The sequence below is a fragment of the Ramlibacter alkalitolerans genome (assembly GCF_016722765.1).
Taxonomy (GTDB): Bacteria; Pseudomonadota; Gammaproteobacteria; order Burkholderiales; family Burkholderiaceae_C; genus Ramlibacter; species Ramlibacter alkalitolerans.
The window spans coordinates 1-24645 of sequence record NZ_JAEQND010000018.1 but is presented as its reverse complement, the minus strand read 5'-3'; the positions used below and the strand labels follow the sequence as shown (position 1 = coordinate 24645).

Annotated in this window: 27 protein-coding genes; 19 read left to right on the top strand and 8 right to left on the bottom strand. The window is 70.5% G+C overall.

The annotated features are described in order from the left end of the window. Positions 1–2046: a hybrid sensor histidine kinase/response regulator gene (locus JI746_RS25125; RefSeq protein WP_236600126.1), complete on the top strand. Its 2046-nt coding sequence runs from the start codon at positions 1–3 to the stop codon at positions 2044–2046. Positions 2047–2165: 119 nt separating this feature from the next. Here the strand turns inward: JI746_RS25125 and JI746_RS25120 are convergent, their stop codons facing one another. Then, positions 2166–2765, bottom strand: coding sequence for a 3'-5' exonuclease (locus JI746_RS25120; protein ID WP_201693042.1), 600 nt, complete (start codon positions 2763–2765; stop codon positions 2166–2168). 84 nt (positions 2766–2849) lie between these two features. On the opposite strand from JI746_RS25120, the gene JI746_RS25115 reads away from it, so the two are divergent. The 7 genes from JI746_RS25115 (at position 2850) to JI746_RS27900 (ending at position 8974) form a co-directional block, all read left to right on the top strand. Then, positions 2850–3851, top strand: a complete 1002-nt coding sequence (locus JI746_RS25115; RefSeq protein WP_236600122.1) for a Bug family tripartite tricarboxylate transporter substrate binding protein — start codon at positions 2850–2852, stop codon at positions 3849–3851. Between the two features lie 10 nt (positions 3852–3861). After that, entirely contained in the window at positions 3862–4515 is a 654-nt protein-coding gene (locus JI746_RS25110; RefSeq protein WP_201693041.1) for a glutathione S-transferase family protein, read from the top strand. Then, on the top strand, positions 4512–5297 hold the full coding sequence (locus JI746_RS25105) for an SDR family NAD(P)-dependent oxidoreductase (RefSeq protein WP_201693040.1): 786 nt from the start codon (positions 4512–4514) through the stop codon (positions 5295–5297). The genes JI746_RS25110 and JI746_RS25105 overlap by 4 nt, the downstream gene beginning before the upstream one ends. A 9-nt stretch (positions 5298–5306) precedes the next feature. Beyond that, positions 5307–6092: a 2-keto-4-pentenoate hydratase gene (locus tag JI746_RS25100; RefSeq protein WP_201693039.1), complete on the top strand. Its 786-nt coding sequence runs from the start codon at positions 5307–5309 to the stop codon at positions 6090–6092. 6 nt (positions 6093–6098) lie between these two features. Beyond that, positions 6099–6791 carry a transglutaminase-like domain-containing protein gene (locus JI746_RS25095; RefSeq protein WP_201693038.1) on the top strand — a complete coding sequence of 231 codons (693 nt, stop codon included), beginning with the start codon at positions 6099–6101 and terminating at the stop codon, positions 6789–6791. Between the two features lie 126 nt (positions 6792–6917). Then, complete coding sequence (locus JI746_RS25090; protein ID WP_201693037.1) at positions 6918–7982, top strand: L,D-transpeptidase family protein; 1065 nt, start codon at positions 6918–6920, stop codon at positions 7980–7982. Further along, entirely contained in the window at positions 7979–8974 is a 996-nt protein-coding gene (locus JI746_RS27900; RefSeq protein ID WP_236600121.1) for a peptidoglycan DD-metalloendopeptidase family protein, read from the top strand. The genes JI746_RS25090 and JI746_RS27900 overlap by 4 nt, the downstream gene beginning before the upstream one ends. 123 nt (positions 8975–9097) lie before the next feature. Here JI746_RS27900 and JI746_RS25080 read toward each other — a convergent pair whose 3' ends face one another. Beyond that, positions 9098–10333: a YbfB/YjiJ family MFS transporter gene (locus tag JI746_RS25080; protein WP_201693036.1), complete on the bottom strand. Its 1236-nt coding sequence runs from the start codon at positions 10331–10333 to the stop codon at positions 9098–9100. Between the two features lie 72 nt (positions 10334–10405). On the opposite strand from JI746_RS25080, the gene JI746_RS25075 reads away from it, so the two are divergent. Further along, the gene (locus JI746_RS25075; RefSeq protein ID WP_201693035.1) at positions 10406–11308 is read left to right on the top strand and encodes a hypothetical protein; all 903 of its coding nucleotides are present in this window, start codon (positions 10406–10408) and stop codon (positions 11306–11308) included. A 34-nt stretch (positions 11309–11342) separates the two neighbouring features. On the opposite strand, the gene JI746_RS25070 is transcribed toward JI746_RS25075, so the two are convergent. Beyond that, positions 11343–11780 (bottom strand): universal stress protein, encoded by a 438-nt coding sequence (locus JI746_RS25070; protein WP_201693034.1) that lies wholly within the window; start codon positions 11778–11780, stop codon positions 11343–11345. 127 nt (positions 11781–11907) lie between these two features. On the opposite strand from JI746_RS25070, the gene JI746_RS25065 reads away from it, so the two are divergent. The 4 genes from JI746_RS25065 (at position 11908) to JI746_RS25050 (ending at position 14344) form a co-directional block, all read left to right on the top strand. Then, positions 11908–12522, top strand: a complete 615-nt coding sequence (locus JI746_RS25065; RefSeq protein WP_236600120.1) for a hemerythrin domain-containing protein — start codon at positions 11908–11910, stop codon at positions 12520–12522. A 75-nt stretch (positions 12523–12597) separates the two neighbouring features. Beyond that, entirely contained in the window at positions 12598–13212 is a 615-nt protein-coding gene (locus tag JI746_RS25060; RefSeq protein WP_201693033.1) for an FHA domain-containing protein, read from the top strand. A gap of 14 nt (positions 13213–13226) precedes the next feature. Further along, entirely contained in the window at positions 13227–13895 is a 669-nt protein-coding gene (locus JI746_RS25055) for a hypothetical protein (protein ID WP_201693032.1), read from the top strand. Between the two features lie 128 nt (positions 13896–14023). Then, complete coding sequence (locus JI746_RS25050; RefSeq protein WP_201693031.1) at positions 14024–14344, top strand: hypothetical protein; 321 nt, start codon at positions 14024–14026, stop codon at positions 14342–14344. Here JI746_RS25050 and thpR read toward each other — a convergent pair. Continuing rightward, on the bottom strand, positions 14329–14850 hold the full coding sequence (gene thpR / locus JI746_RS25045) for an RNA 2',3'-cyclic phosphodiesterase (RefSeq protein ID WP_201693030.1): 522 nt from the start codon (positions 14848–14850) through the stop codon (positions 14329–14331). The two genes, JI746_RS25050 and thpR, sit on opposite strands and share 16 nt — an antisense overlap. Positions 14851–15026: 176 nt before the next feature. On the opposite strand from thpR, the gene JI746_RS25040 reads away from it, so the two are divergent. Genes JI746_RS25040 through JI746_RS25030 form a run of 3 tightly spaced genes read left to right on the top strand, consistent with a single transcriptional unit; the run spans position 15027 to position 15938 of the window. Beyond that, on the top strand, positions 15027–15407 hold the full coding sequence (locus JI746_RS25040) for a hypothetical protein (RefSeq protein WP_201693029.1): 381 nt from the start codon (positions 15027–15029) through the stop codon (positions 15405–15407). Between the two features lie 5 nt (positions 15408–15412). Beyond that, complete coding sequence (locus JI746_RS25035) at positions 15413–15673, top strand: DUF5985 family protein (protein ID WP_201693028.1); 261 nt, start codon at positions 15413–15415, stop codon at positions 15671–15673. Between the two features lies 1 nt (position 15674). Then, on the top strand, positions 15675–15938 hold the full coding sequence (locus tag JI746_RS25030; RefSeq protein ID WP_201693027.1) for a DUF5985 family protein: 264 nt from the start codon (positions 15675–15677) through the stop codon (positions 15936–15938). Here the strand turns inward: JI746_RS25030 and JI746_RS25025 are convergent. Continuing rightward, on the bottom strand, positions 15935–16570 hold the full coding sequence (locus JI746_RS25025; RefSeq protein WP_201693026.1) for a CDP-alcohol phosphatidyltransferase family protein: 636 nt from the start codon (positions 16568–16570) through the stop codon (positions 15935–15937). The genes JI746_RS25030 and JI746_RS25025 overlap by 4 nt on opposite strands. A 226-nt stretch (positions 16571–16796) precedes the next feature. On the opposite strand from JI746_RS25025, the gene JI746_RS25020 reads away from it, so the two are divergent. Further along, positions 16797–18071: an MFS transporter gene (locus tag JI746_RS25020; RefSeq protein ID WP_201693025.1), complete on the top strand. Its 1275-nt coding sequence runs from the start codon at positions 16797–16799 to the stop codon at positions 18069–18071. Between the two features lie 128 nt (positions 18072–18199). Here JI746_RS25020 and serB read toward each other — a convergent pair whose 3' ends face one another. The 3 genes from serB to mfd all read right to left on the bottom strand — a co-directional run bounded on the left by serB (position 18200) and on the right by mfd (position 23108). Further along, positions 18200–18925 (bottom strand): phosphoserine phosphatase SerB, encoded by a 726-nt coding sequence (gene serB, locus JI746_RS25015; RefSeq protein ID WP_201693024.1) that lies wholly within the window; start codon positions 18923–18925, stop codon positions 18200–18202. 35 nt (positions 18926–18960) lie between these two features. Further along, on the bottom strand, positions 18961–19578 hold the full coding sequence (locus tag JI746_RS25010) for a hypothetical protein (protein WP_201693023.1): 618 nt from the start codon (positions 19576–19578) through the stop codon (positions 18961–18963). A gap of 86 nt (positions 19579–19664) precedes the next feature. Further along, a complete protein-coding gene (gene mfd / locus JI746_RS25005; RefSeq protein ID WP_201693022.1) occupies positions 19665–23108 on the bottom strand; it encodes a transcription-repair coupling factor in 3444 nt (1147 codons plus the stop codon). 104 nt (positions 23109–23212) lie between these two features. Between mfd and ispD the strand changes: the two genes are divergently transcribed. After that, the gene (ispD, locus tag JI746_RS25000) at positions 23213–23908 is read left to right on the top strand and encodes a 2-C-methyl-D-erythritol 4-phosphate cytidylyltransferase (RefSeq protein WP_330893073.1); all 696 of its coding nucleotides are present in this window, start codon (positions 23213–23215) and stop codon (positions 23906–23908) included. Next, on the top strand, positions 23908–24396 hold the full coding sequence (gene ispF, locus JI746_RS24995; RefSeq protein ID WP_201693020.1) for a 2-C-methyl-D-erythritol 2,4-cyclodiphosphate synthase: 489 nt from the start codon (positions 23908–23910) through the stop codon (positions 24394–24396). The genes ispD and ispF overlap by 1 nt, the downstream gene beginning before the upstream one ends. The last annotated feature ends 249 nt before the right edge of the window (positions 24397–24645 follow it).

The following is a 24645-nucleotide window of genomic DNA, read 5'->3' as shown; positions in this document are numbered from 1 at the left end:
ATGACGGACCAGGGCGTGGCCGCTGCTGCTGCCGACGCTTCCCGCTACGGCCTGCACGAGCTCGAGCGCCTGTTCCGCGATGCCCCGGCGGCCGTGGCCTGGCTCGGCGGCCCGCGCCACCAGTTCCTGTTCGCCAACGAGGCCTACCTGCGGCTGGTGGGCGAGCGCGAACTGGTCGGCCGCACGGTGGGCGAGGCGCTGCCGGAGATGCTGGACCAGGGCTTCGTGCGCATCCTCGACACGGTCTATGCCTCCGGCAAGGCCTTCGTCGGCAACGAGGTGGCGGTGCAGTTGCGTCCGGCCGGCAGCACGCTGCTGCAGCAGCGCATCGTCGACTTCGTGTTCCAGCCGGTGCGCGACGACGCCGACCGCATCACGGGCATCTTCATCCAGGCCACCGACGCGACGCAGCGGGTGACGGCACAGGAGGCGCTGCGCGAGAGCGAGGCCAAGTTCCGCGCCATCACGAACTCGATCGACCAGATGATCTGGGCCACGCGGGCGGATGGCTTCCACGACTACTACAACGACCGCTGGTACGAGTACACCGGCGTGCCCTACGCCTCCACCGACGGCCAGGCCTGGAGCGGGGTGTTCCATCCGGAGGACCAGAAGCGGGCCTGGGCGGTGTGGCGCCACAGCCTGGCGACCGGCGAGCCGTACCACATCGAATACCGGCTGCGGCACCGCTCCGGCGCCTATCGCTGGGTGCTGGGGCGGGCGCAGCCGCTGCGCGACGCCTCGGGCGCGATCGTGCGCTGGTTCGGCACCTGCACCGACATCCAGGACATCGTCGATGCGCGCGAAGTCCTGAGCCGCTCGCGCGAGGAGCTGGAGCGCCAGGTGCAGCTGCGCACCGAGCAGCTGCTGCACGCCGAGGAACAGCTGCGGCAGGCGCACAAGATGGAAGCGATCGGCCAGCTCACGGGCGGCATCGCGCACGACTTCAACAACATGCTGCAGGGCATCGTCGGCGCGCTGGACGTGATCCGCAAGCTGGAAGCGACGGGCCGCACCGCCAACATTCCGCGCTTCGTCGACATGGCGATGAATTCCGCGCAGCGCGCGGCCGCCATGACGCACCGGCTGCTGGCCTTCGCGCGGCAGCAGCCGCTGGCGCCGCAGCCGGTCGACCTGAATGCGCTGGTGCAATCGCTGCGCGAGCTGGTGCGGCGCACCTGCGGCGAATCGATCACGCTGGAGACCGAGCTGGCGCCCGGCATCTGGCCGACGCGCTGCGACCCCAACCAGCTCGAAAGCGCGATCCTGAACCTGGCGATCAACGCCCGCGACGCCATGCCGGAAGGCGGCAAGCTGACCCTGCGCACGGCCAACGAGACGCTGCCGCGCACCCAGGTCGGCCCCAACGACGTGCTGGAAGCCGGCGACTTCGTGCGGCTCGCGGTCGGCGACACCGGCACCGGCATGCCGCCCGACGTGATCGAGCGCGCCTTCGATCCCTTCTTCACCACCAAGCCGATCGGGCAGGGGACCGGCCTGGGCCTGTCGATGGTGTACGGCTTCGCGCGCCAGTCGGGTGGCTTCGCCCGCATTGCGAGCCGCCTGGGCGAAGGAACGGCAGTGTCCATCCTGCTGCCCCGCTACGAAGGCGGCGCGGACGACGGCCCGCTGGTGCAGCCCGCGCCGCTGGAGCTGGCCCGCAGTCGCGGCGAGACCATCGTGGTCGTCGAGGACGACGAGGTGGTGCGCACGCTGGCGGTGGAGACGCTCGCCGGCCTGGGCTACGCCGTGCACGCGGCGGCCACGGGCGCCGAAGGCGCGCAGCTGCTCAACGAGCTCGGTGCCGTGGACCTGCTGCTGACCGACATCGGCCTGCCCGGGGGCGTCAGCGGCAAGCAGCTGGCCGACGCGGCGCGGGCCACGCGGCCCGACCTGAAGGTCATCCTGATCACCGGCTACGCCCAGGAAGCGACGGACGTCGACCTGGCGGCCCAGAAGCTGGAGCTGCTGCGCAAGCCGGTGCTGATCGACGTGCTGCTGCGCAAGGTGCAGGAAGTCCTGAAGCGGGGCGGGGCTGCGACGTAGGCTGGCGGTGACGCGCGACAGCGCCGGAACCCCAGCGCTGCGGAAATCCCAGCGCTTCGCGCATCGCTGGGGTTTCGCTGCGCTCCACCACCAGCCTACGGTTCACCGCTCGCCCGTGCCTAGGGCCGCTGCTGCATGCGCAGGGCTTCGTACACACACAGGGCCGCCCAGGCATCGTTGGCCGCATACAGCAGTTGCGAGTCGCTCAAGGCGCGCTGGGCCCAGTTCGAGGTCGCCGCCCGCTTGGACTTCTGGTAGCGCTTGCCGAACAGCACCGCGACCGCCACCTTCACGCCCATCTGCTTGCGGTAGCCGCGCTGGCGAAACAGCGTGTCGAGGTCCAGCACGTCGGCCGGCTCCACCCCCAGCTTGTGCACGATGCGCCGCTTGTCGTCGCGCAGCCCGAAGCCGGCCTTGACGATCCCTGCGCGGGCCAGCAGCGCGCCGGCGATGGCACGGCACTCGGGATCGTGGAGCTGGAACACGAAGGCCTGTTCCAGCGTGGCGAGCTGGATCACGTGCGGGCCCTCGGAGGCCTGGCCGGTGACGAAGGTGGGCCGCGACTCGGTGTCGAAGCCCCAGGCGTCGGCGCGCAGCAGGACATCCGCAGCGCGGTCCGCGTCGGATGCCGTGGCGACCAGGGCGATGCGATCGAGCCCGAGCCGCGTGAAGGGCTCCAGCAGGGCGAGCTCTTCCGGGGTGGGGACGGGCAGCGGCATGGGAAGGGAGGATAGCGGCTGTCCCCGCCGCGACTAGGGCACACCAGCATTTCCACGGCCCGAGGTCCGCTGGAGAATGGTGGCATGCCAACCAACGACTCCCTTCCCATGCACCGTTCGCGCATCCGTGCCATCGCCGCCGTCGCCAGCCTCGTTCTCGTCGCCGGACTGCCGCAGGCGTACGCCCAGGGCGGCGCCTGGCCGACCAAGCCGGTGCGCATCATCGTCACCTTCCCGCCGGGCGGCGCGCCCGACACGCTGGCGCGCGTGCTGGCGGAGAAGTGGGCGCCGCTGGGCCAGCCGATCACGGTGGAGAACAAGCCGGGGGCCGGCGGCAACATCGGCGCCGACCTGGTGGCCAAGGCGCCCGGCGACGGCCACACGCTGGTGATCGGCACCGTGGGCACGCATGCGATCAACCCGTCGCTGTACCAGCGGATCCCGTACAACAACGTCAAGGACTTCACGCCGATCAGCTTCCTGGCCTCCACGCCCAACCTGCTGGTCGTGAACAACAACGTGCCGGCCGGCAACGTCAAGGAGCTGATCGAGCTGGCGAAGAAGCAGCAGCTGTTCTTCGGCTCCTCGGGCAGCGGCACCTCGATCCACCTCTCGGGCGAGCTGTTCAACACGCTGGCCGGCGTGAAGATGCAGCACATCCCCTACAAGGGCCGTGCCGAGGCGATCCCGGACCTGATGGGCGGGCGCATCCAGATGATCTTCGACAACATGCCTTCGGCGCTGCCGCTGGTGCAGGAAGGCAAGATCAAGGCGATCGCGGTGACGAGCGCGCACCGTTCGCCGGCGGCGCCCAACATCCCGACGATCGCCGAATCGGGCCTGCCGGGGTTCGAGGCGACCTCGTGGTTCGCGCTGCTCGGCTCGCCCGGCATTCCGCGCGACGTGCAGATGCGCATCAACGCGGAGACGCTCAAGGCGATGGCGCTGCCGGACGTGAAGGAGAAGCTGGCCAAGCTGGGGCTGGACCCGAACCCCGGCACGCCCGAGGCGCTGGCCACCCTGATCCAGGCCGAGACCGCCAAGTGGGCCAAGGTGGTGAAGGAATCGGGCGCCAAGATCGAATGAGGAGAGCGCCATGCTGACCCTGCACGGTTTCGCCATCAGCAACTACTACAACAAGGTCAAGCTCGCCCTGCTCGAGAAGGGCGTGCCCTTCGAGGAGAAGTACGAGGGCGTGCGCGAGAAGGGCGAAGCGCTGCTGGCCGCCTCGCCGCTGGGCAAGATCCCGTACCTGTCGACCGGGCACGGCACCTTGTGCGAGAGCCAGGCGATCCTCGAATACCTCGAGGCCGCGTATCCCGAGCGGCCCCTGCTGCCGCGTGATGCGTTCGCCGCGGCCAAGGTGCGCGAGCTGGCCACCTTCATCGACTGGCACCTGGAGATGGCGGCGCGCCAGCTCTATCCGGCCGCCTTCTTCGGGGCGCCGCCGCTGTCGGAAAGCAATTCCGCGCGCATCCGCAAGGACATCGAGCAGAAGATCGACGCGGTGAAGAAGCTGCTGCGGTTCGCGCCCTTTGCCGCCGGCGACAGCTTCACCATGGCGGATTGCTGCGCCTTCGCCGACCTGCCGCTGGCGGGCCTGGCCACGAAGACGGTCTATGGCGAGGACCTGCTGCTGGCCCGCGGCCTCGACTACAAGCCCTACGTGGCGATGATCGCCGAACGACCCGCCGCGCAGAAGGTGCTGGCGGACCGCAAGGCGGCGATGGCGCAGGCGCAGAAACCATGAGCGGCGAGCGCAAGGTCGCCATCGTCACCGGCTCGGCGACGGGCGTGGGCGCCGCCAGCGCGCAGATGCTCGCGCGCCGCGGCTACGACGTGGTGATCAACTATTCGCGCAGCGAGGCCGAGGCGCAGGCGACGGAGGCCGAGTGCGGCGCAGCCGGCGCCGACACGCTGCTGCTGCGCGCCGACGTCGCCGACGACGCCGACTGCCGCGCGCTCGCCGCGGCGGCGGTGGAACGCTGGGGCCGCATCGACGCCCTGGTCAACAACGCCGGGATTTCGGTGTTCGGCGCGGCCGCGGAGTGGGACGCGCTCGATGTGGAAGCCTTCCAGCGCATCTACGCCGTCAACACCGTCGGCAGCTTCCAGATGGTGCGCGCCTGCGTGCCGCACCTGAAGGCAGCGCGGGGCTGCATCGTCAACGTCTCGTCGATCGCGGGCTCGCTGGGCATCGGGTCCTCGCTGCCCTATATCGCCTCCAAGGGGGCGCTGAACGCGATGACGCTGCACCTGGCGCGCAGCCTGGCGCCCGACATCCGCGTCAACGCCGTCTGCCCCGGCATGATCACCAGCCGCTGGTTCGTGGAGGGCATCGGCCAGGAAGGCTTCGAGCGGCTGAAGGCCAACGTGGAAAGGAGCGCGCCGCTGGGCCGCGCCTCCACGCCGGAGGACGTGGCCGAAGCGATCGTGTGGCTGGTGGAGGGCGCGCGCACCACGACCGGCGAACTGCTGCTGCTCGATGGGGGCACGCACCTGGGCGGGCGGCCGCCGGCCGTGTCGCGGTAAGCTGCGGGCATGACGCCGGAAATCCTGCTGCGGCACCTGGACGACGCCAGCCCCTGGCCGCAGGGCTGCGGCCTCGAGGTGGGCGAGGCCTACGAGCGCGCGCTCAGCGTGCGGCAACTGCGCATCGGCCGCGGCGAGCAGCCGCGCGGCTACAAGGTGGGTTTCACCAACCGCACGATCTGGGAACGCTACGGCGTCCATGCGCCGATCTGGGGCACGGTGTGGAACACGACCCTGTCGTTCTGCGAGGGCGAGGGCGAGATCGCGCTGGCCGGCACCTGCCAGCCGCGCATCGAGCCGGAGTGCGTCTTCGGCCTGCAGGCGACGCCGCCGGCCCGTGCGACGCTGGACCAACTGCTGGCCTGCATCGAATGGATCGCGCCCGGCTTCGAGATCGTGCAGTCGCACATGCCGGACTGGAAGTTCAACGCCGCGGATACCGTGGCCGACAGCGGCCTGCATGGCCGCCTGCTGGTGGGCCGCAAGCTTCCCGTCGCCGCCCTGCCGCGTGAAGCGGCGGCGTTCGACGCCCAGCTGGCCGCCGCGCGCATCACGCTGACCCGGAACGGCGAGCGCATCGACGCAGGACGCGGCGCCAATGTCCTCGACGGCCCGCTGCATGCACTGGCGCACTTCGTGGCCGCGCTGCGCGACTGCCCCGGCGCGCCGGACCTGCTGGCCGGCGACGTCGTGACGACCGGCACCTGGACGGACGCCTGGCCAGTTCATCGCGGCGAGCAGTGGCGCGCCGAATTCGATCCACCCCTCGTGCCGCTCGCGGTACGTTTTGTCTGAGGCCCCATGTCGATCGCCGATCCGCAGTCCTGCCTAGCCTCCACCGCCCAGGTGGACAGCGACCATCCCGCCGTGCGCGCCTTCGCCGCCGAACACGCGCGCGGCGCCACCGACCGCGAGCGCGCGGTGGCCCTCTACTACGCCGTGCGCGACGGCTTCCGCTACGATCCGTACCGGATCGACCTGAGTCCGCACGGCATGCGCGCCAGCACCGTGCTGGAGATCGGCTACGGCTGGTGCATCACCAAGGCGGCGCTGCTGGCGGCGGCCTGCCGCGCGTCCGGCATTCCCGCGCGCATGGGCTTCGCCGACGTGCGCAACCACCTGTCCACGCAGCGCATGCGCGAGACGATGGAGACCGACGTCTTCACCTGGCACGGCTACGCCGACCTCTGGATCGACAACCACTGGGTGAAGGCGACGCCGGCGTTCAACCTCACGCTGTGCGAGCGCTTCGGCCTGCACCCGCTGGAGTTCGACGGTGGCGAGGACGCGATCTACCACGCCTTCGACAAGTCGGGGCAGCGCCACATGGAGTACCTGCAGGACCGCGGGCGCTACGACGACGTGCCGCTGGATCGCCTGGTGGCGGATTTCCGCGAACGCTATCCGCGCTGGCTGCAGGAGGCCGGCACGCTGAGCGCCCTGGGCACCAGCGATTTCCTCGCCGACGTGGAGCGGGAGCCGGGCCCGGCCTGAAGAGCCTGGGCCGCCAGAGCCGATTCGCTCCGGGCAAGCCTGCGCCGACTGCGCCCTTCGCTGCACGACTACAAAGGCGCGGTCGCCGCAGCGCTACGGTAGGGCATTCCTGATCGGAGCCCTCCCATGCCCAAGCATTCCACCCTCCTGCGCGCTCTGGCGCTCGCCTTGCCGCTGGGCCTCGCGGCCCTGCCGGCGACGGCGCCGGCGGCAACGCACCACAAGAACACGCACGCCTCCGCCGGCAAGTCGGCCTCGCAAGGTGCCGTGGTTCCGGCCAACTTCCCGGCCGACGCCACGCAGCACATCGAGCAGTTGAACAGCGACACGGCCATGCCGGTGCTGTCGCAGGGCGCCAAGGGGCCGGCCGTGATCCGCGCCCAGGTGATGCTCGATCGGGCCTGGTTCTCCGTCGGCGAGATCGACGGCAGCTTCGGCGCCAACATGACGCGCGCCGTCAAGGCCTTCCAGCTCTCGCGCGGCCTGCCCACCAGCGGAAAGATGGACGAGGCGACCTGGCAGGCGCTGGCGCAGCAGAACGCGCCGGCCTTCGCCACCTACGTGCTCACCGACGGCGACGTCAACGGCCCGTATGTGACCTTGCCGAACGATCCGGAGCAGGAATCGCAACTTCCTTCGCTGGGTTACCAGAACCTGCAGGAGGCGATCGGCGAGCGCTTCCACATGAGCCCGAAGCTGCTCGCCGCGCTGAACAAGGGCCGGCCATTGCAGGTCGGCCAGGCAATCGTGGTCACCGACGTGGGCCGCGCGACCGCCGCGCCCGCCGGCGCCACCTCGCTGCGCATCGACAAGTCCGACAAGGTGCTGTACGTGCTGGGCGAGGGCGAGAAGGTGCTGGGCGCCTTCCCGATCAGCCTGGGCGACCCGCCGCTGCCGCTCGGCCCGCTGCAGATCGTGAGCAAGGCCAAGAATCCCGACTACAGCTACGACCCGTCGCTGCTGCGCAATCCGAAGAGCGACCAGAAGCTGAAGCTGCCGCCCGGCCCGAACAACCCGGTGGGCGTGATGTGGCTGGGCCTGAGCAAGGAGCACGCGGGCATCCACGGCACCGCGGAGCCCTCGCAGATGGCCCGCGTCACCACCAACGGTTGCGTGCGCCTGACCAACTGGGACGTGCTGCGGCTGTCGACGATCGCCGGCCCCGGCATGGGCGTGGAGGTGCAGTCATGAGGACGTGGCGACTCACGCTGCTCGCGGCCGTGGCTGCGCTGGGCCTGCAGGCCTGCGACCAGTCGCCGCCGCAGACTTCGGTCCAGCCGCCGCAGGCCTCGCTGCCGGACGACGCGGTCCTGAACGGCACCAACGGCAGCCAGGCGCCGCAGGTCGCGGCCACGCCGCCGGCCGACGGCACCCAGTCGCCGCAGGTCGCGGCCAGGCCGCCGGCCGATGGCACCACGGGGCCGCAGCCAGCGGCGACGCCTGAAACCACGGCCGAAGCGCCGCCGCCGTCGACCAGCGTGATGGGTGCGCAGCCCGATGCGAACCCGCAGCCTGCCGGCGCGGCCGCTGCGCCGTCGCAGGCACCGGGAGGCGAGGGCAGCGCCGCGATGACGGAGATGTGGCAGGCTTTCCCGCCCGCCGCCGGCGGCTCGACCCCTGCGCCGACTTCCGCGGCGCCTGCCGGCGATGCGCCGGCCAAGGTCTCCTCCGCCGACCTGCCGGCGGTGCGCAACCGCGGCGATGCGCAAGGCGCGCAACTGCTCGCGCAGCGCCGGCTGGAAGTGCCGGTGGTGGGTGTGATGCCCACCGCGCTCTCGGACCACTACGAGCAAAGCCGCGGTCGCCGCACGCACGAGGCGATCGACATCCTCGCGCGCGCCGGCACGCCGGTGGTCGCGGTGGACGACGGCCGCATCGCCAAGCTGTTCACCAGCAAGCCGGGCGGGCTCACGGTCTACCAGTTCGATCCGCAGTCGCGCCTCGCCTACTACTACGCCCACCTGCAAGGTTATGCGCAGGGTTTGCGCGAAGGGATGGACGTGCACCGCGGTGACCTGATCGGCTACGTGGGCAGCACCGGCAACGCCGACGCGAAGACGCCGCACCTGCACTTCGCGGTGTTCCGCCTCGGCTCGCCGGCCAAGTGGTGGCAGGGCGAGGCGGTGAATCCGTATCCCGCGCTGAGCCGCGCCCAGCCGGTGCAGCAGGTGGCGCAGCGCTGAAAAGGCTGTCCCCGATCGTCATTCCCGCGAAGGCGGGAACCCAGGGCTCCCGCACGCGCTGCGCGGGTGCCCTGGATCCCCGCCTGCGCGGGGATGACGCATTGCACGTCGCATCGTCCCTCCTCACCGCCGCACCGGGTACGCGCGCGCAAGCAGCACGAACAGCACCGCCCCTCCCGCCAATATCCCGCTGGCGATCCCCAGCGAGAGCGCGAATCCCCGGGCCGCGTCCCCGCTGCGCGCCACCAGCCAGGCCGCCAGCGGCGGGCCGGCGATCTGCCCCAGGCCGTACATCGCCGTCAGCAGGCCCATGGCGCTGGGCGCGCTCGCCGGCCGCAGTCGCCGCACCTCCTGCAGCGCGAAGAAGGTGATCGCCGTGAACGGCAGTCCCAGCAGCAGGCTGCCGATCGCGAAGCCCGCGAGGGTGGGCGAAACCAGGCTGGCCGCCACGCCGACGGCCTGCACCGCGTAGCAGGCCGCCAGGCGCAGGCGCAGGTCGCCGCCGCTGCGCAGGCGCGAGGCGAGCAGCGCGCCTGCCGTCACGCCGGCGCCGAACAGCGGCCAGAAGAGATCCAGCCAGTGCGATCCGGGCAGTGCCTGGCGGGCGATCACCGGCAGAAAGGTCGCCGTGATGATGTAGCCGATGCCCGCCAGGCCGTACGCGAAGGCAAGGGCGCCCACTTCCAGGCCGCCCGCGGAGGCCGGCGCCTGCGCCGGCAGGGCGCCGGCGCCGCTGAGGGCAGGCGCGTCGACACCGTTGCGGCGGTCGAACACCTTCCACGCCACCGCCGTGAGGAGGACCGCGAGCAGCGCGAAAGTCACCCAGCCGACAGCCGCCCGTGCCCCCAGCGCCACCAGGGCGCTCGCGGCCAGCCCGCTCGCCACGATGCCGACCCCGGGTCCGACGTAGATCAGGGCCCCCATGGCCGCCTGCCGGCGCCGGGCGAGCTGTTCCAGGCACCACGAGGAGGTGTAGAGGAAGGCCACGGCGCTGGCCAGGCCGGCGGCGAAGCGCAGCGCCGGCCAGGCCACGGGCCAGGGCAGGGCCATGCCCAGCGTGAGCAGCACGGTGGCCGCCAGCGAGGCGCGCACCATGCGCGGTGCGTCCACCGCCGTGCCCCACCCGAGCCGGCGCGCGAACCAGGGTTGGAAGGTGCACGCCAGCGCCCCGAGCAGGTAGCCCAGGTAGTTGGCACTGGCCAGGAGGCTGGCGTCGCCTATGCTGACGCTGCCTTCGGCCATCATGATCGGAAGCAGCGGGGTGAACGCGAAGCGGCCGATGCCCATGGCCACGCCGAGGGAGACCAGCCCCGCCAGTGCGATCGCCAGGGGGCTGGGGAGGGGGTCGGAAGCTTGCATCGGCGGGCGCAAGTGTCGCATGCGGCTTTTGCCGACGCGGCCCTGCGGCCGCTGCCGCTACCATCACGGTCCATGAAAATAATGCTCGCGCTGCGACCGTGCAGCCCCGGCCTCGCGCAACGCCTGGCCGCGGACGAAGCCCTGGCCCGCGCCCTCGGGGCCAAGGCGCATCCGGCCCTCGGCTTCCTGTTCCCGAAATTCTTCGATGCCTCCGGGCCCGTGCTGCCCCGGCTGCTGGAGCTCGCCGGCGGCGAACCCGTGAGCTTCCTGCGCGAGGTGCAGTGCAGCCCGGCGGACCTGTCCGCGGCCACCCATTTCGAGGCGGTCTGCCGCTCCACCATCACCCAGACCCGGGCCGATTCCAAGGCCACGATGGCGGCCTACCACTCGGATACGCTGCATCCCACCGCCAGCCGGTGGTCGGTGCGGTTGCCGCAGAAGATCTACCTGAGCAAACCGGTCGCCGGGACCGCCATCAGCCACGTCGACGACTGGACCGGCGAGTACGTGGTCGGCCCGCAGGCCGCCGAGGGCCTGCGCGCCAGCGGCCTCACCGGCTTCGAGCTGCGGCCGCTGCTGCACGCGGAAAGCGGCAACGGGCACGACGGCGGCCAGCACCTGGTGGCGCGCGAACTGCTGCCGGCGGCGCTGGAGGACCCGACCACCTTCGAGACCTTCGACGACGGTCCTCGCCAGCCCTCGACGCCGCGCCGCTACGGGCTCCTGAGTTATGCGGCCGGCGCGCTGCGGGGCAGCCCCGACATGGCGCGCACGGCGGAGCCCTGGGGCGCGTGGCGCACGCCGGTGTGGATCGTGGGCCAGCGCACGCGCGAATGGTTCGAGGCGGCGCCGGTGCGGGGCTGGAAATTCCAGCCGGTGCTGGAGGAGGGCAGCCGCCTGCACGCGGAGCACAGGCAGCGCTGGGAAGACGTGCTGGGCCGGCTGCGCGAAGCCGGCGCCACGGTGCAGGCGTAGCCGCACCGATCCCCGCCTGCGCGGGGGGAGACGGTCAGCGCGCGACCAGCACCGGGATCGGCGACTCCGCGACCACCTTGCTGGCGACGCTGCCGAGCATCAGGCGGGCGACGCCCGTGCGGCCATGCGAGCCGACCACGATCAGGTCGGCTTCCACCTGGCGCGCGGACTGCACGATGCCGGTGGCCGCCGCCACGTCTTCGGCCAGGCGGGGCTGGACTTCGACGGCGGGCGCCGTCTCGCACAGCGCCATCACCTTCTGGTGCGCCTGCGCGGCGTGCTGCAGGGCCGCGGACATGTAGGCCTGGAAGCCGAGCGGATTGGCCTCGCCGACACCCAGGTACGGATAGGGGTCGACCACGTACAGCGCCGTCAGGCGTGCCTGGTGGACGCGGGCCAGTTCCACCGCCAGCTGGGCGGCGTGCTCGGAAGCGGAAGAGCCGTCGGTGGCGAGCAGGATGTGGCGGAACATGGGAACCTCCTTGGTTGCTGTCTGTGACCATGGTGCAGGGCGGCCCGAACGGCGCGCTTGACGTGTGTCAACTGGGCCCGCGGGGTCGGGGGCAACATCGCGGCATCACGCACAGGAACCCCCCGCAATGAGCAGCCTCACGCCCGCGCCGAACGCGACGACCGACACGGAACGCACCTGCGCGAACGAGCCCACGATGAGCCCCTCGCACGACGTCGCCGACGCCGCGCCGGAAACGCCGCTGACCTCGTTCACCCGCTGCCACCTGGGCATCGTCACCCAGCTCGAAGGCACGGCGCGCCTGCCGGAGCTGGTGGATGCGGCCAACCTCGCACGCGAGATGGCGCAGAGCACGCTGGACCTGTTCCGCCGGACCATCATCCCGCACCACGCGGAGGAGGAGGCGGAACTGTTCCCGGCCGTCCTGCAAAGCGCCAACGGGACCGAACGCAAGGCGGTCCGCGGCATGATCGAGCGCCTGACGGCCGAACACCGCGAGGTCGAAGGGCTGTGGAAGCAGCTGGAGCCTTCGGTGCGCATCGCGGCCCGCGGCAACCGCAGCGAGGTCGACGCGGAGGTGATGGAGGAGCTCGTGCGCGCCTTCCTGCGCCACGCCCGCTACGAGGAGACGGTGTTCCTGCCGCTGGCCGAACGCATCCTCGGTCGCGACGGCAACCACATGGCCGCCCTGGGGCTGGCGCTGCACCTGCGGCATGTCCCGCAGGTGGTGGGCTACATCTAGGCCGCTCCGCTTGTGGCGGCTCCCCGGCTTCGCTAGCATGGGGACTCGGCCGCAGCGGACGGCTGGAGGTGCTTCATGCCGCAGCTGATCGCAAGCGTCAAGGGTGTCGAGGTCAAGCACGTGTTCCTCCACAAGGACCGCACGACCCTCGGGCGCAAGGCGGGTAACGACATCGTGCTGGACACCATGGTGGTCAGCGGGAACCACTGCGCCTTCGAGCTGGTGGGCGTGGCCGACGTCTTCCTCCAGGACCTGGGCAGCACCAACGGGACCTACGTCAACGACCGCATGGTCAAGGAGCGCACCCGCCTGCACGACGGCGACGTGATCGCCATCGGCCCCTACCGCATCAAGTACCTGCAGGCCAGCGAGGAGCCGACCACGGCCTTCGGCGGCACCCACATGGGCAGCATAGATCCGCCGCAGCTGCAGGCCAGCTTCTCGGTGATGAACGGTTCCTCCGCCGGCCTCGAGATGCCGGTGGTCAAGGCGGTCACCACCTTCGGCAAGCCCAACGTCTGCGTGGTCTCCGTGGCGCACCGGCGCGGCGGCTTCTTCGTGACCCATCTCGCCGGCTCCACCGCGCCCATGCTCAATGGCAGCACCTTCGGCGCCGACCCGCTGCAGCTGGCGGACGCTGACGTGCTGGAGCTTGCTGGAACGCAAATGCGCTTCCAGCTCAGGGAATGAAGCAAAATGGCCGCATGGGCCTGATCGATCGCATATTCAAGAACAGCCCGGCCGGCAAGGAAGAGAAGAAGGACAAGGTCGGACCGCCAACGCAGTCCAGCACCCAGTTCTACGAGGACGACCCGGATTCGGACAGCCCCCAGGGGGGTGGCCGCAATGCGCCCCGGCGCGAACTGGTGCAGGTGATCCTGCGCGACACCATGCGCAAGCATGGCATCCCCTCCGACTGGATCGAAAGCCGCATCCTGTCCGCCGTCACCCGCACCGGGCGGCGCGGGCTGCACGTGAACTTCGTCGTCAAGCAGGCCCACGAGCGCCTGCTGCCCTATGTCTTCCCGTTCCAGGACAGCTTCGAGAAGGAACTCGCCCGCTTCGAGCCGCGCTGCCGCGACTGGCTGCTGAGCCTCGGCTGGGAATTCACCGGGGTGAAGGCGGCCGACATGCCGGACCCCAAGAGCTGGAACCCCGGTGCTGCCCGGCCGGCCGGTCCCCTGGAGCCTGCGCAGGCGCAGGCGCAGCGCAGCAGCCCTGGTGCGGAGCAGGCGCCCGCCGACGAGAGCATCGAAAGCGACCTGCAGGCCCTGTTCGCCATCCGGGATGCCGCGATGGCCGATACGGGCCGCAAGCCCGAGCGCGACCCGGCGCGGCCCGATTTCGAGGACACGCATCCCGGCCAGGGCTGATCGCGACGGCCGATTCCGCGTAAGTGCGTCGGCCATGCGCGGCAAGGGCCTGCCAGCCGGCAGGCCCTTTGTGCGTGGGGGCTGGCCAGTCCCTTGCAAAGCTGGCGCGGCAGCCTCAACTCGAATGCATGAACACGACCGTCTCCAAGAATCTCGTCATGCTCGCGCGCATGCTGGAGCGTCTGGACCGCAGTGCGGAGCCCGTGGACCCGCAGCAGTACCGGGGGGTGGTGGAACACCTCACCGAGGTGCTGCGTTCCACGCCCTACGACGCCGCGCTGGAAGCGGTGCTCCAGGCCTCCCCCGCCGCCGCCGAGCTCTACGAGAACATGAACTACCAGCACGCCGGCCTGTGCCGATCGCCGCTGGAAACGGCGCTCGCCGCGGAGATCGCGGCCCGCAGCGCCATCGATGCGGCACGGCGCCGCCCGGCTCAGCCGAAGCGCTGAAGCGGCACGTAGCCCCGCCCGCCCGGCAGCGACTGCATCAGCAGGTAGTCGGAGCCCGTCGCCCAGCGCAGCGGCGCCGGCTCCGGCGGCGCCCGGGAGCCCTGCGCCTTGCGCGCGAAGGTGACGTGCGGCCGATAGCGCCGTGATTGGACGGGCAGCTCGCGCGCCCGCAGGCGCTCCGCCAGTTCCGCGTGCAGCGCCGCCAGCGGCTGCGGCACCCGGCTCGCTTCCAGCACCGCGATGCCGCCGGGCCAGACCTCCTCGCGGTCCAGCACCAGTTCGCATCCCTCCCAGGCCAGGTCCAGCGCCGCCTGCAGCGGCAGCACGTCGGGCGCGTTCACCGCCCCGATGAAATGCAGGGTGATGTGCAGGCGTTCGGGCCGGGTGCGGCGTGCGCCGGCCGACCAGTCCCAGGCATCGGCCCGGGCCTGCAAGGCCGTGGCGGTGTCGGGCGAAGGCCACAAGGCGAGGAACAGGCGCAGCGGCGGGAGCGGCGGCATAGTCATTTCGGCCGCATTGTCGAAAAAAAACGAGCCCCGAAGGGCTCCAACGCTCGTGAAATTTCGCCGATGAGCCACCGGCCGCGATGGCAGGCGCTACATTCATGGCCAATGTACAGGCGCGTGCCCAGGGTGCAAGGGGGAAAACCAGCGCGGCGTGCTCCCTGCTACGGCGAACAACAATGACATCCAGCGAGCTGCCGGCGGACCTGCGCCGGTTCATCCTCACCAGCGTTCCGTCGGTGCCTTACCTCGAGGCGGTGCTGCTGTTGCGCGCCGACCCGGAGCAGGCCTGGGGTGCCGCGCAGCTCTCGCGCCGGCTCTACGTGCCCGAGCAGACCGGCGTGGAACTGCTCGCGCTGCTGCGCGACAGCGGCGTGGCGTCGGAGCACGCCTCGCCGGGCAGCGTCCGTTACGCACCGTCCCCGGAACTGCGCGAGCTGATCGACCAGCTCGCCGAAGCCTACGCGCACGACCTCGTCGCGGTGACGCGTCTCATCCACTCCCGCATCGACCGGCGCGCGCAGCAGTTCGCCGATGCGTTCCGCTTCCGGAAGGAATAGCCGGCATGGCCACGGTGATCTATTCCCTTTGTGCCCTCACGTCCATCATGTGCCTCGTGCTGTTGTGGCGCAGCTGGCGCGCCAGCGGTGCGCGGCTCCTGTTCTGGAGCGCCCTGTGCTTCGGCGCCCTGAGCGTCAACAACGTGCTGCTGGTGTTCGACCGGGTGGTGTTCCCGGTGGAAGTGGACCTGGGCATGCCGCGGCTGATCGCGGCGCTGGTGGCGGTGCTCCTGCTGCTGTTCGGCCTCATCTGGGAGGAGGACTGACATGGAGCAGATGCTGATGGGCGCCATCGCCGCCGGCTGGCTGGCGGCGGGCCTGTTCTTCTTCCGCTTCTGGCGCCAGACGCGCGACCGCTTCTTCCTCTGGTTCGCGCTGTCCTTCTGGCTGGAGGCGGCCGACCGCCTGGCCCTGGGGCTGATGGCGCCGGCAGCGGAAGACAGCCCGGCGATCTACAGCCTGCGGATCGTCGCCTACGGGCTGATCCTGCTGGCGATCTGGCAGAAGAACCGGCCGCGGCCGCCGCGCTAGAACTTCGGGATCCGCAGCGTCTTGCTGATCATCAGGCTCCCGGACAGGACGAACAGCAGGGCGATCGGATGGAAGTCCCAGGGGCCGAGGTCCACCGCGCCGCCCCAGATGCGGTCGCCCAGCTGTCCCTGCCAGGCCGCCCACGCCAGCACGCCCGTGAGCACCACGCTGGTCGGGATGGGCGTGCCCTCGAAGTACTTCACCTTGCCGGAGGCATCATCGGCGAGCTGTTCGGCCGTCACGTTGTAGCGCGCCAGCCGGCTCACGCCGCAGCACACGAAGTAGATCAGGGCCGCCGCATCCCAGCCGCCCTGCAGGCCGGCCGCGAAGCCGAGCGCCGCCGGCGCCATGCCGAAGGAGATCACGTCGGACAGCGAGTCGAGCTCGCGCCCCAGCGCCGAGTGCTGGTGGCGCGCCCGCGCGATGCGTCCGTCGAGCACGTCGAAGATGAAGGCAGCCGGGGCCAGCGCCGCCGCGAACAGGAAGTGGGTGCGGTCGCCGCTGGCCATGTACAGCATGCCGAGCAGGATGGCGCCCACCCCGCAGGCCGCGTTGCCGAGGGTGAAGAAATCGGCCAGGTGGAATTCCCTGACCATGGAGAAATGGCGCGGACGGGGCGCGGTCTGCTGCATGTTCGGCTCCTCGAAGCCCGCCCACGATAAGCACCAGCTAGCGGCGCCGCCGTCGGCCCCGGGCAGGGGCCACTGTAGTCGCCAGCCGACGATCCGCCCGGCGGCCGCCGCACGCGCCCACTGGCGGATGCAGCCGGCCCCGGGACGAGGCACCAGCCGGGCCATATGGAAAGCCCTGACGAACGGGCTCGTTGCGAGGAACGCGGCTTGGTATCCAATCGGGGCCATGCAAAGCAGCGGCCGTGAATGGATCGAATCCCCCTACGCCTGGGGGCGCCTCGTCATGTCGCTGGTGCTCATGACGATCGGCGGCTCCGGCATGTACTCGATCACGGTGGTCCTGCCGCGGATGCAGCAGGACTTCGGGATCGCCAGGGGCGACGCGTCGATTCCCTACACCCTGACCATGGTCGGATTCGGCCTCGGCGGGATCCTCATGGGCCGGCTGGCGGACCGCATCGGCGTGATGCGCGTCGTGATGCTGGGAGGCGTTGGCCTGGGCCTGGGCTACATCGCCGCGGGCTTCGCGCCCGGCGTGGTGCTGTTCGGGGCCGCGCAGGGGCTGCTGATCGGGCTGCTCGGAACCTCCGCCAGCTTCGCGCCGCTGGTGGCGGACACGACGCGCTGGTTCGATCGCCGCCGCGGCATCGCGCTGGCGATCTGCATGAGCGGCAACTACACCGCCGGCACGGTGTGGCCGCCCGTGATGCAGCACTTCATCGACACGGTGGGCTGGCGCCAGACCTATGTCGGCATGGGCGTGTTCTGCCTGGCCAGCATGGTGCCGCTGGCGCTGTTCCTGCGCCGGCGTCCGCCGGAGCAGCCGGTGGTGGCCGCGGTGGCGGTGGCGGGCGGGCCGGCGGCTTCGGCGCGTCCGCTGGGCATGGCGCCGGGCCTGCTGCTCGTGCTGCTGTCGACCGCGGGGGTGGCGTGCTGCGTGGCGATGTCGATGCCGCAGGTCCACATCGTGGCGTACTGCGGCGACCTCGGCTTCGGCGCGGCGCGCGGGGCCGAGATGCTGTCGCTGATGCTGGCCATGGGCGTGGTGAGCCGCCTCGTCTCCGGCTGGATCTCGGACCGCATCGGCGGCCTGCGCACGCTGCTGCTCGGCTCGCTGCTGCAGGGCGTGGCGCTGCTGCTGTTCCTGCCCTCCGACGGGCTCGCGTCGCTGTACGTGGTCTCGGCCCTGTTCGGGCTGTTCCAGGGCGGCATCGTGCCCTGCTATCCGATGATCGTGCGCGAGTACTTCGCGCCCGGCGAGGTCGGCTCGCGCGTGGGCACCGTGCTGATGGCGACGCTGATGGGAATGGCGCTGGGCGGCTGGATGTCCGGCGCGGTGTTCGACCTCACCGGCTCCTATCGCGCGGCGTTCCTGAACGGGATCGCCTGGAACCTGCTGAACCTGTCCATCGTCGGCTTCCTGCTGTGGCGCGCCAGCGCGCTGGGGCTGATTCGTGGCTGGCCGGCCGGGGCGGGGAGGGCGGCGGTGCAGCGGGGTTGAAGGCGGGAAGCGCTGGGGTTCGCGGTTCGCGGCTCACCGCCAGCCTACCTTCGCGGCTCACCGCCAGCCTACGAGGCGGCGTCACGTGCAGGCTGGCGGTGACGCGCGAAGCGCCGGAACCCCAGCTTTCATCGCGCGAACACCTCCAGCACCCGATCCAGCCCCCCCTCGTTGATCGCCACCATTGCCTGCTCCCGCACCTTCGGCTTGGCGTGATACGCCACCGACAGGCCCGCCTCTCCCATCATGGGAAGGTCGTTCGCGCCGTCGCCCACGGCGATCGCCTGCCGCGGCGAGATCCCGAGCTGCTGGCAGGTTTCCAGCAGCATCCGGCGCTTTTCCGCGCCGTCGCAGATGTCGCCCCAGGGCTGGTCCACCATGCGGCCGGTCAGCTCGCCGCAGTTCGGGCCGGAGCGGATCTCCAGCATGTTGGAGCGCGTGAAGTCGATGCCGAGCCGGTCGCGGATGCGGTCGGTGAAGAAGGTGAAGCCGCCCGAGACGAGCAGCGTCTTCAGGCCGGCCGCCTGGCAGGCCTGCACCAGCTTTTGCGCCCCCGGGTTCAGCTGCAGGCGCTGCACGTACACCTCTTCCAGGTCGGCGATCGTCACGCCCTTGAGCAGCGCGACGCGGCGGCGCAGGCTCTCCTTGTAGTCGGCGATCTCGCCGCGCATCGCGGCCTCGGTGATCGCGGCCACTTCCTCCTTCATGCCCACCGCGTCGGCGATCTCGTCCACGCATTCGATGTTGATCAGCGTGGAGTCCATGTCGAAGGCGACCAGCTTGTAGTCTGTGAGCCTCAGGGGCGGCGTGAAGCCCTGGATCTGGAGGCCGGGAGCGAATTCTTGGGCAGGCATGGCAGCGATTTTCGCATCGGGCCCGCGCGCCTGCCTCAGCGTCGCAGGTAGTGCGCGTCGGACCACGTCAGCAGCCATTCGGGTTTGAAGGCGACGAAGATGGCGGTGAGCATGCCCGTGACGAAGGCATCGCCCCACGCCATCAGCCATTGCGCGACGACGAGCCCCATCCCGCCGACACCGGCTGCGGGCGCGGCGCCTAAGTGCTGCGCCAACAGGCGCGCCGCGAACAGGCACAGCAGCGCGCTCGCGAAGCCGCGCCCCAGGATGTAGACGAAGGCATGCGAAGGCAGCCAGCGCCGCACCGCCGCCCCGGCGAACAGCGCCAGCGTCGCCGGCACGATGCCCTGCCAGACGCCGGCGGCCAGTGCGTCCTGCGCCGACAGCGGCGAGATCAGGCAGGCGAGCAGGGCGACCAGCAGCAGCACGGGCACGGCGATCGGCCATCCCAGCATCAGCAACACCAGCACGGCGCCGGACCACTGCAGCTGCGGGGACAGCTTCAGCAGCGCAGGCAGCGCCCACAGCCAGGGCAGGATCGCGAGCGTCGCCAGCAGGGGAGTGACGAGCGCGGGGCGGCCGGCGAAGAGGCGCCAGGGGCGCAGCGCGAGGGCGAGCGCGAGGGCGATCAGCGCGAGGGTGGAGTCGAGCATGGGGGTGGGGCGTGGATCCCCGCCTGCGCGGGGATGACGGAAAGGGCGCGGGGATGACGGAAAGGGCGCGGGGATGACGGGGTGCGCTACGCTGGCTCCGTCACCTTGGGCGTCCCGAGCGAGCGCAGCACGTCGCGCACCATCTGCGCCCGGTCCTTCACCTCCACCAGCGATTTCTCGATGCGCAGCTTGTCGTTGCCGGCCAGCTTGATGTGCCGGTTCTTCTGCACCATCTGGATGATCGCCAGCGGCTCCACCGGCGGGTTGGGGCGGAAGGTGATGTTGATCACCGTCGGCGCCGCGTCCACCTTCACCACCCCATAGGGCCGCGCCAGCACGCGCAGGCGGTGCACGTCGATGAGCGTCTGCGCCTGCGGCGGCAGCTTGCCGAAGCGGTCGACGATCTCCTCGAGCAGGCGGTCGATCTGGTCGACGTTCTTCGCCGTGGCCAGCTTCTTGTAGAAGGACAGGCGCAGGTGCACGTCGCCGCAGTAGTCCTCCGGCAGCAGCGCCGGCGCGTGCAGGTTGATCTCGGTCGTGACCGACAGCGGCGACAGCAGGTCCGGCTCCTTGCCGGCCTTGAGCGAGCGCACGGCCTCGGACAGCATCTCGTTGTACAACTGGAACCCGACCTCCAGCATGTTGCCGCTCTGGTTCTCGCCGAGCACCTCGCCGGCGCCGCGGATCTCCAGGTCGTGCATCGCGAGGTAGAAGCCCGAGCCGAGCTCCTCCATCTGCTGGATCGCCTCCAGCCGCTGCCCCGCCTGCTTGGTGAGGCTCTCGACGTCCGGCACCATCAGGTAGGCATAGGCCTGGTGGTGGCTGCGGCCGACGCGCCCGCGCAGCTGGTGCAGCTGCGCCAGCCCGAACTTGTCGGCGCGCGAGATCACGATCGTGTTGGCCGTCGGCACGTCAATGCCGGTCTCGATGATGGTGGAGCACAGCAGCACGTTGAAGCGCTGCTGCACGAAGTCGCGCATCACGCGTTCGAGCTCGCGCTCGGGCATCTGGCCGTGGGCGACGGCGATGCGCGCCTCCGGCAGCAGGCGCTCCAGGGCCTCGCGCCGGTTCTGGATCGTCTCCACCTCGTTGTGCAGAAAGTAGACCTGGCCGCCGCGCTTGAGCTCGCGCAGCACCGCCTCGCGGATCACGCCGTTGCCTTCGTTGCGCACGAAGGTCTTGATCGCGAGGCGCCGCTGCGGCGCCGTGGCGATCACCGACAGGTCGCGCAGGCCCTCCAGCGCCATGCCCAGCGTGCGCGGGATCGGCGTGGCGGTGAGCGTGAGCACGTCGACTTCCGCCCGCATGGCCTTGATCGCCTCCTTGTGGCGCACGCCGAAGCGGTGCTCCTCGTCGATGATCAAAAGACCCAGGTTCTTGAACTTCATGGTCGTGGAGAGCAGCTTGTGCGTGCCCACCACGATGTCGATGCTGCCGTCCTCCAGGCCCTTGGCGGCGGCGGTGATCTCCTTGGCGGAACGGAAGCGGCTCATCTCCGCCACCTTCACCGGCCACTTGCCGAAGCGGTCGACCAGGGTCTGGTAGTGCTGTTCGGCCAGCAGCGTGGTCGGCGCCAGGAAGGCGACCTGCTTGCCGCCGGTGATCGCGACGAAGGCCGCACGCAGGGCGACCTCCGTCTTGCCGAAGCCGACGTCGCCGCAGACCAGGCGGTCCATCGGCTGCGGCGAGACCATGTCCTGGATCACCGCGTGGATCGCCGCTTTCTGGTCCGGCGTTTCCTCGAAGCCGAACTCGTTGGCGAAGGCCTCGTAGTCCTGGGCGGAGAAGCGGAAGGCATGGCCCTGGCGCGCGGCGCGGCGCGCGTAGAGGTTCAGCAGTTCGGCGGCGGTGTCGCGCACCTGCTCGGCCGCCTTGCGTTTCGCCTTCTCCCACTGGCCCGAGCCCAGCTTGTGCAGCGGCGCTTCCTCGGCGCCGACGCCGGTGTAGCGGCTGATCTGGTGCAGCTGGCTGACCGGCACGTACAGCGTGGCCTTGTCGGCGTATTCCAGGTGCAGGAACTCGGTGCTGCCCTGGCCCACGTCCATGCTCATGAGCCCGCGGTAGCGGCCGATGCCATGCTGCGCATGCACCACCGGGTCCCCGATATTGAGCTCGGACAGGTCCTTGATCAGTGCGTCGACATCGCTGACCTGTTCCTGCTTCTTGCGCCGCCGCCCCGTGGGGGCGCTGGCGAACAGCTCGGTCTCGGTGACGAAGTCGATCCGCTCCTCGGCCCAGCCGAAGCCGCTGGCGAGCGCCGCCGTCGCGATCCCGAGCTTCTCTTCGCTGGCCTGGAATTCGGCCAGGGTGTCGAAGGCGGGCAGGGTGAGGTGGCTGGCGCGCAGGAAGTCGAGCAGGCTCTCGCGGCGGCCGGCGCTCTCGGCCAGCACCAGCACGCGGTGCGAGGAGCGCTCGGCGTGGTATTTGAAATTCTTCAGCGGCTCCTCGGCGCCGCGCACCACGGCGATGTCCGGCAGGCGCCGGAACTCCGCGTAGCCTTCTTCCTGCGGCACCGCCTTGAACGCGAGCTGCGCGTGCGCGTTGGCGCGCGTGTAGAACTGCTCGCTGGTGAGGAACAGCGCTTCCGGCGGCAGCACGGGGCGCTCCGGGTCCCCTTGCACCAGGCGGTAGCGGTCGCGCGTGTCCTGCCAGAAGCGCTGGAACGCAGGCTCCAGCTCGCCATGCAACACCAGCGTGGACTGCTCGCCGAAGTAGTCGAACACCGTGGCCGTGTCCTCGAAGAACAGCGGCAGGTAGTACTCGATGCCGGCGGTGGCGACGCCGTTGCCCATGTCCTTGTAGATGCGGCTCTTGGTCGGGTCGCCTTCCAGCAGCTCGCGCCAGCGGCTGCGAAAGCGTGCCCGGGCGTCGTCGTCCATCGGGAATTCGCGCCCCGGCAGCAGCCGCACCTCGGGCACGGGGTAGAGGCTGCGCTGCGTGTCCGGGTCGAAGGTGCGGATCGAATCGACCTCGTCGTCGAACAGGTCGACCCGGTACGGCACGGCCGAACCCATGGGGAACAGGTCGATGAGGCCGCCGCGCACCGCGTATTCGCCGGGGCTCACCACCTGCGTCACGTGGTTGTAGCCGGCCAGCGTGAGCTGCGCCTTCAGGCGCGCTTCGTCCAGCTTCTGCTGCACGCGGAAGTGGAAGGTGTAACCGGCCAGGAAGGCGGGCGGCGCGAGGCGGTACAGCGCCGTGCTCGCGGGCACCAGCACCACGTCGGCTTCGCGCTGCAGGATGCGCCACAGCGTCGCGAGGCGCTCGCTGATCAGGTCCTGGTGGGGCGAGAACTGGTCGTAGGGGAGGGTTTCCCAGTCGGGGAAGAGGGCGCAGCGCAGGTCGGGCGCGAAGAACGCGATTTCGTCCATCAGCCGCTGGGCGTCGTTCGCGTCGGCGGTGACGATGGCGGTGAGCTTGCCGCCCAGCCATTCGCGCTGGGCCAGCTGCGCCAGCAGCAGCGCGTCGGCCGAGCCGACCGGCCGCGGCACGGTCATTCGTCGTCCAGGGGAAAGCTTGGGCAGATCCATACGGGAAGCGGCAGCGAAAATGCAAAACACCCCGCGCTCGAGAGGGCGGGGTGTGCGACCATTGTAGGGGGAACGATGCTCTCCGTAGAATGAAAGGGACGGATATGAACGCTACCGCATCCAGCTCCCGCTACTTCGCCGTGATTCCCTGCGCCGGCAACGGCAGCCGCGCCGGCACGGCGGGGCCCAAGCAATACGAACGTGTCGCCGGCCAGCCGATGATCTGGCACACCTTGTCGGCCTTCGCGGGCGTCAAGCGCATCGCGCGCACGCTCGTGGTGGTGGCGCCCACCGACGGCTTCTTCGAACGCAATCCCACCACCTCGGCGCTGGTCGTGCCCTGCGGCGGAGCCACGCGCGCGCAGAGCGTGGCCAACGGCCTGCGCGAACTGCGCCGCGCCGGCGCCGTCGACAGCGACTGGGTCCTGGTGCACGACGCCGCGCGCTGCCTCATCACGCCGCAACTGATCGACCGCCTGATCGACCAGTGCAGCCAGGATGAAGTGGGCGGGCTCCTGGCCCATCCGCTGCCCGACACGCTGAAGATCGGCGAGAACGGCCGCGTCGCCGCGACCGTGGTGCGCACCGACAAGTGGCAGGCGCAGACGCCGCAGATGTTCCGCCTGGGCATGCTGCGGCAGGCCCTCGAAGCCTCCGGCGACGACGTGACGGACGAATCGAGCGCGATCGAGAAGATGGGCCTGAAGCCGCTGCTGGTGGAAGCCGGCGCGCAGAACTTCAAGGTCACCTATCCCGAGGACTTCGCGATGGCCGAGGCCGTGCTGCGCGGCCGCAGGTGATGCAGCTGCGCATCGGGGAAGGCTGGGACACGCACGCGCTGGTGCCTGGACGTCGCCTCGTGATCGGCGGCGTGGAGATCCCGCATGCGCGCGGGCTGCTGGGGCACTCGGATGCGGACGTGCTGCTGCACGCGATCACCGATGCGCTGATCGGCGCCGCCGGCCTGGGCGACATCGGCCAGCATTTCCCGGATACCGACGAACGCTTCCGCGGGGCGGATTCGGTGGTGCTGCTGAAGGAAGCGATGCGCCGGGTGCGCGAAGCGGGCTGGGAGCTGGTGAACGTGGACAGCACCGTGGTGGCACAGGCGCCGAAGCTGGCGCCGCATATCGCGGGCATGCGCGGGCGGATCGCCGAGGCGCTGAGCATCGCGCCGGGTGCGGTGAATGTGAAGGCGAAGACCGCGGAGCGCCTGGGGCCGGTGGGGATGGGGCAGAGCATCGAGGCGCGGGCGGTGGTGCTGCTGGGCCTTGCGGGTGGTCGGTGACGGTCGCGGTGTCTGCGGCGTATCTCTGTCACCGCCGTTGCCTTCTCCTTCTCCGTCACCCCCGCGCAGGCGGGGGCCCAGAGCACGCGCGCAGCGCGTGAAGATGGAAGCCCTGGGTCCCGCCTCCGCGCACTGGTGTCCGGAAACCGTTCGGCTCACCCGAATAGCCCCGGCTGAAGGGCATCGAAGTCGGCTTGGCGGTGTCGACATCGTCGCCACCGGCAGCTTTCTTCCTGGTCGCGCAGGAAC